Source organism: Nocardioides scoriae (assembly GCF_900104965.1).
GTDB lineage: Bacteria > Actinomycetota > Actinomycetes > Propionibacteriales > Nocardioidaceae > Marmoricola > Marmoricola scoriae.
In genome coordinates this window covers 250,452-264,166 of record NZ_LT629757.1, presented here as the reverse complement: position 1 = coordinate 264,166, position 13,715 = coordinate 250,452, and the positions used below count along the sequence as shown (strand labels likewise).

General features: G+C 70.5%; 12 protein-coding genes. 8 read left to right on the top strand and 4 right to left on the bottom strand.

Annotated features, from left to right (window positions below):
* Positions 1-82: 82 nt before the first annotated feature.
* The 3 genes from BLU55_RS01250 to BLU55_RS01240 all read right to left on the bottom strand — a co-directional run bounded on the left by BLU55_RS01250 (position 83) and on the right by BLU55_RS01240 (position 2,637).
* Positions 83-790, bottom strand: a complete 708-nt coding sequence (locus BLU55_RS01250) for a hypothetical protein (protein WP_172833844.1) — start codon at positions 788-790, stop codon at positions 83-85.
* A gap of 143 nt (positions 791-933) precedes the next feature.
* Positions 934-1,389: a hypothetical protein gene (locus BLU55_RS01245; protein ID WP_091725258.1), complete on the bottom strand. Its 456-nt coding sequence runs from the start codon at positions 1,387-1,389 to the stop codon at positions 934-936.
* A gap of 960 nt (positions 1,390-2,349) precedes the next feature.
* Positions 2,350-2,637, bottom strand: a complete 288-nt coding sequence (locus tag BLU55_RS01240; protein WP_157682668.1) for a hypothetical protein — start codon at positions 2,635-2,637, stop codon at positions 2,350-2,352.
* A 703-nt stretch (positions 2,638-3,340) separates the two neighbouring features.
* Between BLU55_RS01240 and BLU55_RS01235 the strand changes: the two genes are divergently transcribed.
* The 4 genes from BLU55_RS01235 to BLU55_RS01220 all read left to right on the top strand — a co-directional run bounded on the left by BLU55_RS01235 (position 3,341) and on the right by BLU55_RS01220 (position 6,213).
* Positions 3,341-3,679: a hypothetical protein gene (locus BLU55_RS01235; RefSeq protein ID WP_157682667.1), complete on the top strand. Its 339-nt coding sequence runs from the start codon at positions 3,341-3,343 to the stop codon at positions 3,677-3,679.
* A gap of 264 nt (positions 3,680-3,943) precedes the next feature.
* On the top strand, positions 3,944-4,858 hold the full coding sequence (locus BLU55_RS01230) for a sensor histidine kinase (protein WP_157682666.1): 915 nt from the start codon (positions 3,944-3,946) through the stop codon (positions 4,856-4,858).
* Positions 4,855-5,037, top strand: coding sequence for a DUF1059 domain-containing protein (locus BLU55_RS01225; protein ID WP_197681063.1), 183 nt, complete (start codon positions 4,855-4,857; stop codon positions 5,035-5,037). The genes BLU55_RS01230 and BLU55_RS01225 overlap by 4 nt, the downstream gene beginning before the upstream one ends.
* 276 nt (positions 5,038-5,313) lie before the next feature.
* Positions 5,314-6,213, top strand: coding sequence for a bestrophin family protein (locus BLU55_RS01220; protein ID WP_091725251.1), 900 nt, complete (start codon positions 5,314-5,316; stop codon positions 6,211-6,213).
* 19 nt (positions 6,214-6,232) lie between these two features.
* On the opposite strand, the gene BLU55_RS01215 is transcribed toward BLU55_RS01220, so the two are convergent.
* Positions 6,233-6,682: a hypothetical protein gene (locus BLU55_RS01215; RefSeq protein WP_091725250.1), complete on the bottom strand. Its 450-nt coding sequence runs from the start codon at positions 6,680-6,682 to the stop codon at positions 6,233-6,235.
* Between the two features lie 177 nt (positions 6,683-6,859).
* Between BLU55_RS01215 and BLU55_RS01210 the strand changes: the two genes are divergently transcribed.
* From BLU55_RS01210 to BLU55_RS01195, 4 genes are all read left to right on the top strand, one after another.
* Positions 6,860-8,884: a glycoside hydrolase family 5 protein gene (locus BLU55_RS01210; protein ID WP_197681062.1), complete on the top strand. Its 2,025-nt coding sequence runs from the start codon at positions 6,860-6,862 to the stop codon at positions 8,882-8,884.
* 235 nt (positions 8,885-9,119) lie between these two features.
* On the top strand, positions 9,120-9,893 hold the full coding sequence (locus BLU55_RS01205) for a polyprenol monophosphomannose synthase (RefSeq protein WP_331713630.1): 774 nt from the start codon (positions 9,120-9,122) through the stop codon (positions 9,891-9,893).
* A 14-nt stretch (positions 9,894-9,907) separates the two neighbouring features.
* Complete coding sequence (locus BLU55_RS01200; protein WP_197681061.1) at positions 9,908-11,746, top strand: glycosyltransferase; 1,839 nt, start codon at positions 9,908-9,910, stop codon at positions 11,744-11,746.
* Positions 11,747-11,853: 107 nt separating this feature from the next.
* Positions 11,854-13,707 carry an ArnT family glycosyltransferase gene (locus BLU55_RS01195; RefSeq protein WP_157682665.1) on the top strand — a complete coding sequence of 618 codons (1,854 nt, stop codon included), beginning with the start codon at positions 11,854-11,856 and terminating at the stop codon, positions 13,705-13,707.
* Positions 13,708-13,715: the final 8 nt, after the last annotated feature.

Genomic DNA, 13,715 nt, shown 5'->3' with positions numbered 1-13,715 from the left:
TGTCGGCTCCGGGCCCTGCGCCCACGCCCCGGGTGCAAGCTCCACCCACACCGGGGCGGGAGCTACGGGGCGACCGGTGGTGTCAGTCGCCGGGGGTGGTGTTGACGGTGATCTTCGCGATGCCGACCAGCAGGCCGGGCTTGACCGCGTCGGTCTTGAAGGTCTGGTTCAGCAGACCCGCGGCGACGGGCGAGATCTCGACCTTGGTGCCCTGCAGGGTGGCCGTGCCGTCACCGGTCTTCAGGGGGTTCAGGGTGCGCCCGTCGAGGGTGAACACGTAGGCGCTGGACGCAGCGACCTCGCCGTTGACCAGCACGTCGCCGTAGACGCGGGACACGCCCGGGTCGACGTTGAGGTTGTTGATCTCGACCTTGGTGTCACCAGCGGTCAGGGAGAGACCGGAGCCCTCGTGCTGGACCTGGCCGATGACGTACGGCGAGACGGTGCCGGGCTTGAAGACCGTGACGTTGCCGCCCGAGATCGGGAACTGCAGCGTGCCGCCGCCACCGACGAGCTTGGCCTTGCCGGTGGTGCCGGGGGTCAGCTTCAGCGACTTCAGGGCGTCGACGAAACCGGCGTCCAGGGCGACCTGGGTGTTCTTGCCGGTCAGCGAGTCGATCGCCGCGACGGGCTTGGGAGCGGCCTGCGTGGACGCCGAGGACGACGAGGACGACGAGGCGGAAGCGCTCGAGTCGTCGCTGCTGCCGCAAGCAGCCATGGTGCCGGTCATCGCGACCAGCGCGATCGCGGCGAGGCCCTTGCGGCCCTTGGTGGTGAGCATCGTGCTCATGGGGAGTCAACTCCTGTTGATGGCTGTGTGTGTCACATGGAGTTCGCCACCACCGCACCCACGGATGGGTAACTGAGTCACTATGATTCTCAGCGCCACCAGGCACGTGACCGCGCCCGGGCCCGCGCCCAGGCCCAACGGAGTCAGCCGAGAGCCTGACGCGGCTCGCTCCGGACCAGGGCCCGAAGGACCTCGGTGAGCGACGACGCCACGACCGTCGCCGGAAGACCTACCACCTGCGCGGCCTCCCGGTAGGAGACACCGCAGTCGAGGACCAGTGCCAGCGCTCCCCTCCTCGCCAACGACCACACCCCGACCACGCCGTCATCAACGTCGTCATCCACGTCGTTCTCGACTGCGACGTGGCGACTGGCGACGAACACCGCCTGGGCCACCAGCACCCTCTGCACCATCCACGGAAGCGTCTCGCGCGCAGCCGCCGACCGGTCGTAGTCCCCCAGCCCCCTCGTCAGCGCAACCACGGCATGACCATCGCTTCCCGTGACGGCACGTGCTAACGCCAGCAGCAGGCTTCCGTCGCGGTCGAAGATCCTCGAGAGGTCGCGCCCCGGCAGCTCCAAATCCATTGCGGTAGTCACTTCGACAGCATTGCAGCCGACAACCCCGCACATCGTGAAACGGCGACAAGGGGACTCGCCTGACCGCCCCAACACGAACGAGGCGGCGTTAGCGCGGAGTTGATGACGGCACGGTGCCTCGACCCACCACCACGAAGCTCATACTTTGGGGGAACGACCACAGTCACGATCGGACAGGGATACCAAATCCCGTGTCGTCGACCTGCGGCGACTTGAACAATCGAGAAGCGTGACTGGACTCAAGACAGCACACGCTCGCCCAAGAACTCCGCCCAGGCGCAGTGACTGGATCGTCTTTCCAGCCCCTCGCCGACCGCCCAAGCGGGTGACCGCGCCTGCCCGGTCAGGTCAATCCACATGTGGTCGGCGCGGACGCGAGACGTGGCGACGAAGTTGTCCTTGCTGGTGCTTCGCCCTACGACGCTCGGGTAGGGCCTCGACATCGGCGGTGTGGGGCGTGAGCAGCACCCGCAAGAACGGGACCGCGTTCGCCGGTGCGGAAACTGAGAGGACCGGGCTGATTGGACGGTGGTTGCCTCTCGGCCCCAGGTATCCGAACGATCGAGCCCAGCCGTCATCGACAGCGATACGGATTGCGGGGACAGGACCTGACCGGATTCGCTGCGGTCTGGTACCGGCTAGGTATCGGTGGTGCAGGCCGGTTCTTCGGCTCAAGCAAGGTGATTGCCGGGGCGGCCACCGCACCGACCAGACATGCAACAGCGCAGGGAAATCCGAAGAACCGATATGGCGTCCTGCGAGGCGCGCGATGCTGCGTCGCAGGGTCAAGTGAGATTTGGCTGATGTCCTGCTGGGGACCGCCTCCCGGGCGAGGGTGGGGCCGGCGCCTGGGAGGCCGCGCCACCCCCCAGCCAGTGCAGCGACCCCGCGGGGCCGCCAGTGTGCTCCAGTGTCCACGGGGCAGGGGCCGGGTCCTGATGCAGATGGACTAGCTGAGCACTAGGACGTGGAGCAGTCGTGTGCGCTGATGTGGCCGGCGTCGGAGGTACCGGCGTCGTCGTCTTCGACAGGGACCTGGCCGCGGGGATCAGTCGAGCGGACGCGGCGGCTGGGCACGGTCGTGGTGTGGCGGTTGCGATCGGGCAGGGTGTAGTCGAGGTGGGCCCACCAGATGCCGGCTCGCCGGATCCAGGCGCGGAGCTCGCCGGCGAGCCACGCATCGCCGATCTGTACTTCCACACCGGGGCGGTCGCCGGCGCGGAACGGCCGGTACTCACGAGTCACCATGCGCGGAGTCTGCCCGCTGTGCGCGAATATAGACACGGGAATGGTGCTGGCGTGATCAATAAGTCGCCTGTCAGAGGCTCGGGCCCGTTTGAGGCGCCCGGATCGGGGCAGCCTGAGGTGGATGTCTTCTTCACCTCAACCGTCGTCGCACGAGTCTGGTTGGTATCGCCATCCCGATGACCACCGCCTGCACCGGTTCTGGACCGGGACAGCGTGGGTGACGCAGGACGAGCAGCTCGACGACGAGGCGGTGGTGTCGTCGACACCAGACCAGGGACGTGGCATTGAGGACTCCCCGCCGCAGGTGGCCCGGCCGAACGCGCGACCGCCCCGGCTGTCGGAGGCGTGAGGGGCATCCGAGTCCGGGGCGCCCGAGACACGTGGACCGCAGGCGAAGGACGGCCCCCCGGGACGTAACGGGGGGTTCGCCCGGAAGGCCGCCGGGGCAAGCATGCCTCGTTCTCAGGTGTCGGCTGACGGCTTGACGTAGTTCGTCCCACCCCATGTGTCGCCCGCACGGTGGGGGCTCGGCGCATCGTCCGCCGGGGGGACCGATGAGCCGTGGCAAGCGCATTGCGCGGGCCGTCGGCTACCCAGCATCGCACGGGCGGCCGACGGGCCTGTGGGGTCACGGCGTCACCTTTCGGCCTCGGTTGTGGTCTCCTCCGCGGGATCGGGCCGGCGCTCTCGTAGGGTGTGGCAGATGGATGCCCCCATTCCCGAGGGCGACGAGCAGACCCGCGACATCGCCAACGTGTTCCTCGACGTACTGGCGACGCTCGACCCCGACACTGACCCGTCCGGCGAGCTCCTGCAGCGTTTGCTGCCCGACGTGCAGCGGCACCTGGTGGACGCAGGGGCGATCATCGCCGAGGTGGATACCGAGACCGGTGCCGTGCAGGCGAACCCGACTGCGCTGGTGGCTACGGTGCTCGCGCTGTTGGAGATCTTCCTGACCTTCTCAACCCTTGACACCGATGAGGACCGCCTGGTGTTGATCCATCGGGCTCGAGAGCACGTCGACGCAGTCTTCGGCGCCTGATCACCTCCGACCCACCCACGGCAGCGCCGCCTCGCCTTCTGCGAACACCACGCCACGCCTCGCAACAGGTCGCGCGATGACCCGGCCACGCCTCGGGACCCGACTCGGATGCGACAGGTTGACCAGCCGTCCACAGCGAAGTGCGAACTCGTTCGCACTAACACACTCGCCCGCATGGCACCCATATGCGACTATTAGTGTAAAGCACCCGATACCACTCTATGCTGAGCAGCCAGTGGCAAAGCAAGGAAAGGTGTGTGCGCGATGGCTGCAGCACTTCCCTTCGACCCGGCCATCCGACCTACCGTCATGCCGCAAGCACCCACGCCCACCGGGGACATCCGGGTCAGAGCAGTCCTGGAGGCCATCTCAGGCACTCCAGTACCCGAGGTCGCCGCAACCTACGGCTTTGAAGACGTCATGCTCCATCGGTGGCTCGAGTCCTTCCTCCGAGCCGGCGCGGCCCAGATCACCAACACTCCCCAGGCGCAGCTTGCTGAGCAAAGAGACCGATTCCTGGCTGCCTTCGCGCACGAGCTACGCACCCCCCTCTCGGTGGCACGCGGCTGGGCAGGAATGTTGGCTGATGGAGATCTCGGACCCGAGTTGACCCAGACCACTGCACGCAAGCTCGAAGCTGCGCTCGGCGACGTCGCCGAGCGGATGAGCGATGCCGAACGGCTCTCCGCGGTTGCACTCGGACGCCTGAGGGTGCACCGGCGCCATTGCACCCTTCACGACATCATCGCCTCGGCCGGCGTCCCCACCGACGATCTCAAGAGCGACCTCACCAGCCGCACCTTCAGCACGGACCCCGATCTGGCTGCCCGAGCCCTCCACGACCTGTGGCAGGCCGCGGGCCTCCCCCCCACACCACGACGACGTCGCCTCGAAGTGCGCCTCACCCGCTTGTGGCTGGAGCTGCGCATCACCCGCATGGCAGATCCCATCGAGCCACGAACCCTGATCGCGCTGTTCGAACCCTTCGACACGAACGACGACGACACCGGAGTCAGCCTCGGCCTCTACCTCGCGCGTGCGCTCGCGGTTGCCCTGGGAGGCACCATCGGGCTCGAGCAGGATGAATTTGCCGGCCATTTCCTCCTGCGGCTCCCTCTGGCCCCCCGCCCCCGTGACCCTCGCCCAATCAGCCACACCACAAAGAACGGAACCCCATGATCTTCAAGCTCGCCTGCGGTGATGTGATGCCTGGCTGCGCCTCGACCTTCGAAAACATCGACAGGACAAGCCTCATGCAAGATGTCGCCGCACATGCTGCCAGCGACCACGGCATCACCGAGATCACGCCCGACGTACACGCCGCGATCAATGGCCACGTGCAGGCGCTCCCCGCCTGAGGATCTCCCCACCCGCCACAGTCTCGACCGACCGTCGAAGCCTGCTACGCGAAATCGATTGTGGGGCCGCACGCCCGGTCAGACTCGGAGATGCGTCCCCCGCCCGGCCGCCAGGGCACCGACAGCCCTAACAGGACCCGGCGCAACCACGCCGGGGCAGAGGACCACGACGTCACGCGTGCGCGCAGCCGTTCATGGCAGCGTCGCTGGCTGCACGGGCAGTGGTCTTCATCTCCGTCGGTAGAGGCGGTTCGCGGTGGTCCACACACTTCGACCATGATCGTCTCGGGTGCACCCAAGCCGCTCCAAGCCTGGCGCAACATCGCTGGACCCGTCACCCTCCTGCTGGCCTGGGACGTCGCCGTCACCTGGGCCTACATGCACGGATGGCTCGGGTTTCGCGACATCACCATCCAGTACACCCTCTACGGCACTGCCGTGGCCCTGTTCCTCGGCTTCATGGTCAACGCCTCGTACGCCCGGTGGTGGGAGGCCAGGACGTTGTGGGGCTCGATCACCAACCACTCCCGCAACCTGGGCCGCGAAGCGGTGACCCTGCTCACCGCCGAGTCTGCCGATGCGCGTGAGGGGCTCGTCGACGAGGTCGTGTGCGCCCAGGTGGCCTACGTCCACGTCCTGCGGACCTCGCTGCGTGGCCAGGACCCGCCGCAGGAGCTCGACCTCTACACGACCAGCGCCGCCGGCGCTCGCATCCGGGGAGCGACCAACCGCCCCAACGCCACGCTGAACGAGATCGGCGCCCTCGTGGCAGAAGCACGCCGGCGCGGCATGGTGGAGCACCTGCCCCGGGTGCAGATCGAGGGGACCTTGGCCGTGCTGGCGGACTCCCAGGGCGGACTCGAACGGATCAAGAACACGCCGCTTCCCGTCCAGTACAGGTTCCTGCCGTCGTTCTTCGCCCGCATCTTCTGCATCGTCCTGCCCTTCGCCATCGTGCAGGACCTGCTGTGGCTGACCCCGATCGGCTCCGGCCTGGTCGGCATCATGTACCTCCTGGCGGTCCAGGTCGGACGCGACCTCGCCGACCCGTTCCGCGACAGCATCCACGACGTCCCCATGACCGCGATCGCCCGCACCATCGAGATCGACCTGCTCGAGACCATCGGCCATCGAGCACCCGAGAAGGTGGTGCCCGAGCACGAGGTGCTGTGGTGAGCCGTCCCTGCGCGGGAGGTCAGCCGAGAGCGGGAGCAGGGCCGCGGGGCACCAGCCCCCGGAGCACGGCGGTGAGCGAGGACGCCACCGCCTCCGCCGGGAGACCGACCACCTGCGCAGCGTCTCGGTAGGACACCCCGCAGTCGAGGCACAGGGCCACCGCCGCCTGCTCCGCCACGGCGCGCGACCACCGCGGCACCGCCCGACCGGACACGTCGTCGACCGCGTCCAGGGAGCGGCAGGCGACGAACACCGCCTGGGCCACCAGGACCCGCTGGACCACCCACGGGAGCGTCTCGAGCGCGGCCGCGGACCGGCCGTAGTCCGCAAGTCCCGTCGCCAGGGCCGCCAAGGCGCGGTCGTCGCTCCTCGTGACGGCGCGCGCCAGCGCGAGCAGCGTGCTCCCGTCCCGGTCGAAGATCACCGCCAGGTCACGCCCGGGCAGGTTCGGAGGCGTCGCGGTGATCACCGGGACAGCATCGCAGCAAGGGGCCCCGCGCACCGTCGAACCACCAGGGCGTTCCCCGGCCCCGACGGAGTCGACCGATCACGCCCCCAGGTCCCGTGACGCCCGATACGGTCTAATTATCCGTTTTGGGGGCGGTCCACTGCCCCCGAGCCCGTCCCTCGTGCCTCGGGAGCCCGCGTGTCCCCCGCCCCTGCTCGGACCCGCTCGGCCGTCGGCCGCCTGCTGGTCCTCGTCCTCGCGCTGACGAGCCTGGGACTGGTCGCCGCACCCGCGAGCCAGGCCTCCCCCTCACCACCGCAGCCGGTCGTGATCGGGAGCCGGCTCGTCGACGCCCGTTCGGGCGACGACCTCGAGGTGGCGGGCGTCAACCGCTCCGGCTCGGAGTACGCCTGCGTCCAGGGGTGGGGGCTGTTCGACGGGCCCGTCGACGACCAGGCCATCGCCGCCATCGCGGCCTGGGGCACCAACGTCATCAGGATCCCCCTCAACGAGAGCTGCTGGCTCGGCCTCGACGGGGTCCGCCCGGAGCTCGCCGCGGCGGCGTACCGCAGGGCCATCGGTGACCTCGTCGACCGGGCCGCGCGCCACGGCCTCGCCGCCATCCTGGACCTGCACTGGGCCTCCCCCGGGGCCACGCCCGCGACGCACCAGGAGGTCGCGCCCAACCGCGACCACACCCCGGCCTTCTGGACCAGCGTCGCCAGCGCCTACCGGACGAACCCGTCGGTGGTGTTCGAGCTGTACAACGAACCCCGCGACATCTCGTGGGCCTGCTGGCGCGACGGGTGCACGACGCCGTCCGGGTGGCGGGCCGCCGGTGCGCAGGAGCTGGTCGACGCCGTGCGTGCGACGGGGGCCCGCCAACCGATCGTCCTCGACGGACTCAACTGGGGTGGCGACCTCAGCCAGTGGTCCGCCCACGCCCCCGTCGACCCGCTCGACGGCCTCGTCGCAGGTTGGCACGCCTACAGCTTCTCCGGCTGCCGCACGCCGTCCTGCTGGGAGGACACGGTCGCCCCGGTCACCGCCGACCACCCCGTCCTGCTCACCGAGGTCGGCCAGGACGGTTGCGCCACGGACTTCCTCGAGACAATCCTGCCGTGGGCCGACGCGCACCGCGTCGGCTACCTCGCGTGGTCGTGGAACACCGCCTCGTGCAGCGGCGGTCCCTCCCTCATCACCGACTACGACGGCACACCCACGGCGTTCGGTGCCGGCTACCGCCGGCACCTGGACCAACGACGTGCCAGCCCGCAGAGCCCCCCGGTCCCCGCTCCGAGCCCACCGAGCAGCCCACCGACCAGCCCGGCCCCCGACCCCGCCCCCGCGCGTCCCGTCGACCCGACCGCGGTCTTCGACTTCGAGGACGGCACGCCGCATGGGTGGTCCACCCGGTGGGGCTCGGTGGGGGTCTCGGCCGGCCGCGGTCCGGCCAGCTCCGGGTCCGGCAGCCTCCAGCTCTCGCTGACGGGCAGCGGATACCCGGCAGTCGGGGTCGACCGCGGGGTCGACCGCAGGATCGACGGGCTGGGCGCCGGGTCGACGGTCGGCTTCCGCGTCCACCTCCCCCCGTCGGCAGGAACGAGCAGCGGCGTGGGTGTCGCGCCCGTGGTCCTCGACGCCGGCTGGACCGCGACCGTCCTGCGGCACCAGACCCTGCGCCCCGGCTGGAACACGGTCGTCTTCCGCGTCCCCGAGACCACCGAGCCCCCACAGGTCCTCGGCATGCAGGTCGACGACCCCCGTGGGTGGAGGGGCGTCCTCTCCCTCGACCGCGTCACCGTCACCCGGCTGCGGCACACCTTCGAGGCCCGCACCGGCCACGGCTGGCGCGCCACCAGCGGACGTGCGACGGTGCGCTGCACCGAGGCGGCGTCGCGTGAGGGCCGCGGGTCCCTGGGCATCGGCCTCCCCGGCGGCAGCCGGCACGCCCTCGCCACCACCCAGGTGCGCGACCTCGTGCCCGGCGCCGTGGCCTCGATCAGCGTGTGGGGGCCCCGCGGGGTCCGCGCCTCCGTGGCACCGGTGGTCCACCACCGGACCGGTGCGGTCCTCCTGCCGGCCCGTCAACTCTCGCCCGGGTGGAACGACCTCACCGTGACCGTCCCGGAGGGAGACCAAGCCGTGACCGCCCTCGGCCTCCGGATCACCACGACGGGCGGCTGGCGCGGACGGCTGCTGCTGGACAGCGTGGCCTGGTGATGTCCGAGGAGTGAGACGGCCGGTGCGCGCTGCACCTCGCAAACCTCGCTATCCAGGTGGTTACTTGAAAGGAACCAAAGAGTGAGGTGAACAACGAGTTTCCTACCCATCTGCCCCATCGGTCCGATCCGTATCCCTCGACATGAGCGACGTCCCGTCTGCCCACACGACCGCACCCGACCCCCGCACCACTCGCTCCACCCGCTCCACCCGCTCTGCCGCACCGACACCGCCCGTGCCGAGCGAGCTCCCCGCCCGCAACCTGGTCGTGATCCCCACGTACGACGAGATCGACAACCTCGAGCACGTCGTCGCCCGCACCCTGGCGGTGCACCCCTCGCTCGACGTCCTGGTCGTCGACGACAACAGCCCGGACGGCACCGGACGGCTGGCCGACGTGCTCGCCCAGCGGAGCGGACGGGTCCACGTGCTCCACCGCGCCGGGAAGCAAGGACTGGGGGCGGCATACCTCGCCGGCTTCGGCTGGGCGCTGGACCGTGACTACGACACCGTGGCCGAGCTGGACGCCGACGGGTCCCACCAGCCCGAGCAGCTCACGCGGCTGTTCGCCGCCCTGCCCGGCGCCGACCTCGTGCTGGGGTCTCGATGGGTCCGCGGCGGAGGAGTCGAGAACTGGCCGAAGCGCCGCGAGGTCCTCTCCCGAGGGGGCAACTGGTACACCCGACGTGCGCTGCGACTCCCGCTGCGCGACGCCACCGGGGGCTTCCGAGTCTTCCGCAGCGACGCCCTGCGCGCCCTCGACCTGGGCGACGTCTCATCCCACGGCTACTGCTTCCAGGTAGACCTCGCTCGACGCGCGGTCCGGAGCGGGATGGCCGTAGTCGAGGTCCCCATCGACTTCCGGGAGCGCGAGCACGGTGTCTCGAAGATGAGCGGCTCCATCGTGCGCGAGGCGCTGTGGCGCGTCACCGTCTGGGGGGTCCAGGACCGGATGCGTCCTGCTGCGCCCCCCGGCCGCCACCGCCTCCCCGAGCGTCAGCGCCGCTGACCACGCTCGCACCCGTGGCCGACGCTCGACCGGGCCCGGCCGTGCTCACCCTCGTCCTGGAGGAGACCCAGGTGCTTCCACACCCGCCCCACCTTGCCCACCCCACCCCCACCCGTCGACGCCCCAGGCACCGGCGCGCCCTCGCCGTCCTGGGGCTGCCCGTCGCGAGCCTCGCGGCCTCGCTGGCGATGACGGTCCCGGCCGCGGAAGCGTCCGCGTCGACCACCACCCAGAGCATCTCTGCCACCGCGACCTCGCTGGTCCCGGTCGCCGCCGCCCCCGACGTCGCGGCCGCCGACGACGACCAGCTGCTTCCCCCGGGCCAGCAGGCGCCGGCCGAGCCGTCCGCACCGGACCGGAGCAGCACCACCGACACGTCGGGCCCCACGGACAGCCCCACGTCCTGGCTCGGCGTGCTCGGCCTGAGCGCCCTGCTCGCGGTGTCGCTGCTGATGACCGTGGTGGCGCTCACCACCTTGTGGTGGATGCTGCACGCCTGGCGCAGCACCCAGTCGCTGGGCGCCACCCGCTTCTCCACCACGACCCTGCCCCCGCAGCGGTCCTTCTCCCTGATGGTCCCGGCGCGGCACGAGGAGGCTGTGCTGGCCCACACGATCGACGAGCTCGCCAAGTCCGACCACCCCGACTTCGAGATCCTCGTCCTCATCGGCCACGACGACCCCACCACCGAGGCCGTCGCCCGTGACGCCGAACGCCGCCACCCCGGGCTGGTGCGCGTCGTCATCGACCACAGCGTGCCCAAGAACAAGCCGCGCGCCATGAACACCGCCCTCCCCCACGTCACCAAGGACGTGGTGGGCGTCTTCGACGCGGAGGACGAGGTCCACCCGCGCCTGCTCGGCCTGGTCGACTCCCGGTTCACCGAGACGGGCGCTGACCTGGTGCAGGGCGGCGTGCAGCTGATGAACGTGCAGTCCTCCTGGTGGTCGCTGCGCAACTGCCTGGAGTACTACTTCTGGTTCCGCTCGCGGCTGCACTTCCACGCCGAGGCCCGGTTCATCCCGCTCGGCGGCAACACCGTCTTCGTCCGCACCGACCTGCTCCGTGCCGCAGGCGGCTGGGACGGCGACTGCCTCGCCGAGGACTGCGAGCTCGGGGTCCGCCTCTCCACCCGGGGCGCGCGCGTGGCCGTGGCCTACGACCCCGAGGTTGTCACCCGCGAGGAGACGCCCGGCTCCCTGACGTCGCTGTTCAAGCAGCGCACCCGGTGGAGCCAGGGCTTCCTCCAGGTCCTCAAGAAGGGTGCCTGGAAGGAGCTCCCCACGCGACGCCAGCGGGCCCTGGCCCGCTACACCCTCGCGATGCCCTTCCTGCAGGCCTTCACCGGCCTGATGATCCCCGTCTCAGTGCTGCTGGCGCTGTTCGCCAAGGTGCCGACGATCGTGGCCATGGCCACCTTCCTCCCCGTCGTGCCCACCCTGGTGACGCTGGTCGTGGAGGCCGCCGGCCTCGGTGAGTTCGCCCGCAGCTACCGGGTCAAGGTCCGGTTCCGCGACTACCTCAAGCTCGTGCTGGGCACCTTCCCGTACCAGGTGTTCCTGGCCGCCGCCGCGATCCGCGCCGCTTGGCGCGAGTTCCGCGGGGACTCGTCCTGGGAGAAGACGGAGCACACCGGTGCCCACGTCAACCCCACCCCGCACGGGTCCCCGGAGGGACCCGTCGGGCCGTCTGCCGAGCCCACCTCTGAGGCCGGCACCGGACCGGCTCAAGAACCGGTCCGACTCCCCCGTCAGCGGGCCGCCCAGCGGTCGGCCGAACCCGAGATCCGCTCAATCGAGGACGGCGAGCACGTGGTGCTCTCCGCCGAGACCGAGCACGAGGTGAATCGATGACCACACTGCTCGAACGACCCACGACAGCACCTCCGGCCGCTCCGGATGCCGGGCCCCGGACCCGGTGGCGCGACCGCGTGCGGCGGCACCGTCACACCCTCCTCTACGTGCTGCCGCTGCTCGCGCTCACGGCCGTGGTCAGCCGGTTCGGCATGGCCGGCTCACCGCAGCGCATCGACGACGAGGGCACCTACACCGCCCAGGCGTACGCCGTGGAGAAGCTGGGCACCCTCACGCACTACACCTACTGGTACGACCACCCGCCGCTCGGATGGGTCCAGATCGCCGGTTGGACCTGGCTGACCGACGGCTTCGACCGGTACGACGTCTCGGTGCTGGCTGCGCGCGAGGCGATGGTCGCCTTCCACGTGGTCGCAGCGGCACTGCTGTGGGTGCTGGCGCGACGTCTCGACCTCGGCCGCCCCGCGGCCGCCGTGGCGCTGGTGCTGTTCGCACTGTCCCCGCTCTCGCTGCAGTTCTCCCGGACCGTCTACCTCGACAACGTCGCGCTGCCCTGGCTGATCGCGGCCTTCGTCCTGGCGCTGAGCCGACAGCGTCAGCTGCTGGCGTTCGCCGGCTCGGCCCTGTGCTTCGGCGTGGCCGTGCTCAGCAAGGAGACCTTCCTGCTGGTGCTGCCCTTCCTGGCCTGGCAGATGTGGCGCTCCGCGGGTGCCGACACCCGGCGCTACACCCTCTCCGTGGCCGGGTCGCTGCTGACCCTCGTGCTGTCCGCCTACGCCCTGTTCGCCCTGGTCAAGGGCGAGGTCTTCCCCGGGCGCGACCGGGTGTCGCTCTTCGAGGGCATCGCCTTCCAGCTGGTCAGCCGTGAGGACAGCGGCAGCGTCCTCGACCGCACCTCCCAGGCCGGTCGTTCGGTCGCGGTCTGGTTGACCCTCGACCCCGTGCTGCCCGTCGCGGCCGTCGTGGCCGGTCTCGTCGCGCTGACCGTCAGCCGGCTGCGCGTCTACGCCGTCACGTTCCTGGCCCTCACCGCGGTCGTGTTCAAGCCCGGGTACCTGCCCGTGCCGTACGTCGTGGTGCTGCTCCCCTTCGCCGCGCTGCTCGTCGCCGCCGTGGTGGACCTCGGCGTGCGCCGCGGTGGCCGCTGGGTCACCGCCCTGACCGTGGTGGCCTCCGTGGTGGCCGCCGTCGTGGCTGTCCCGCTCTGGGCGGTACAGCAGCGCGGCCTCTTCCTCGCCGACCTCGACCGCCCGCTGCGCGAGGCCCAGACCTGGATCACGCAGAACGTGGACCGAGGTGACCGGCTGCTCGTGGACGACGCTTCCTGGGTCGACCTCGTCGAGGCGGGATTCCCCCGTCAGGACGTCGTCTGGTATTACAAGGCCGACACCGACTCCGACGTCTCGGCACTGGCACCCGGTGGCTGGACCGACTACGACTACGTCCTGGTCACCCAGGCCCTGCGCCGTTCCATCGACACGGCTCCCACCGTCCAGGACGCCCTGGACAACTCGACGCGCACGGCGATCTTCGGCTCCGGCGAGAACCAGGTCGAGGTCTACCGGGTCGACGACCGAGGTCGCCAGGCGATCGACGAGGCGGTCCAGCGCGACCAGCAGGCGCGCACCGCCGCCGGCCAGGCACTGCTGGAGAACCCCCGGCTCCGTCTCTCCGACCAGGCTGCCTCCCAGCTGCGTGACGGCGAGGTCGACGCCCGGCTGGTCTCGCTGCTGGCCCAGGTCAGCAGCGAGACGACCATCGAGGTCGCCGACTTCCCGGCGGTCTTCGGTGAGGACGGCCAGGTCCCACGTCGCACCCTGACCGTCACCTCGGTCGACGGAGAGCCGGTCGACTCCGCGGCGGGCGACGACCTCGTCGCGTCCATCCGGGGCCAGGTCGGCAGCTTCGCCCCCCAGGAGGCAGCGCGCGACGACGGCGAGCTGATCGTCCGGTACGCCGGGGCCGACCCCACCGACCTGCTGCCCGCCACGACCCCCTGACACCTCCC

Coding starts and splice junctions, on each gene's coding strand:
- BLU55_RS01250 (WP_172833844.1), bottom strand. CDS start 790: ATGAGCACGATGCTCACCACCAAGGGCCGCAAGGGCCTCGCCGCGATC.
- BLU55_RS01240 (WP_157682668.1), bottom strand. CDS start 2,637: ATGGTGACTCGTGAGTACCGGCCGTTCCGCGCCGGCGACCGCCCCGGT.
- BLU55_RS01235 (WP_157682667.1), top strand. CDS start 3,341: ATGGATGCCCCCATTCCCGAGGGCGACGAGCAGACCCGCGACATCGCC.
- BLU55_RS01230 (WP_157682666.1), top strand. CDS start 3,944: ATGGCTGCAGCACTTCCCTTCGACCCGGCCATCCGACCTACCGTCATG.
- BLU55_RS01225 (WP_197681063.1), top strand. CDS start 4,855: ATGATCTTCAAGCTCGCCTGCGGTGATGTGATGCCTGGCTGCGCCTCG.
- BLU55_RS01220 (WP_091725251.1), top strand. CDS start 5,314: ATGATCGTCTCGGGTGCACCCAAGCCGCTCCAAGCCTGGCGCAACATC.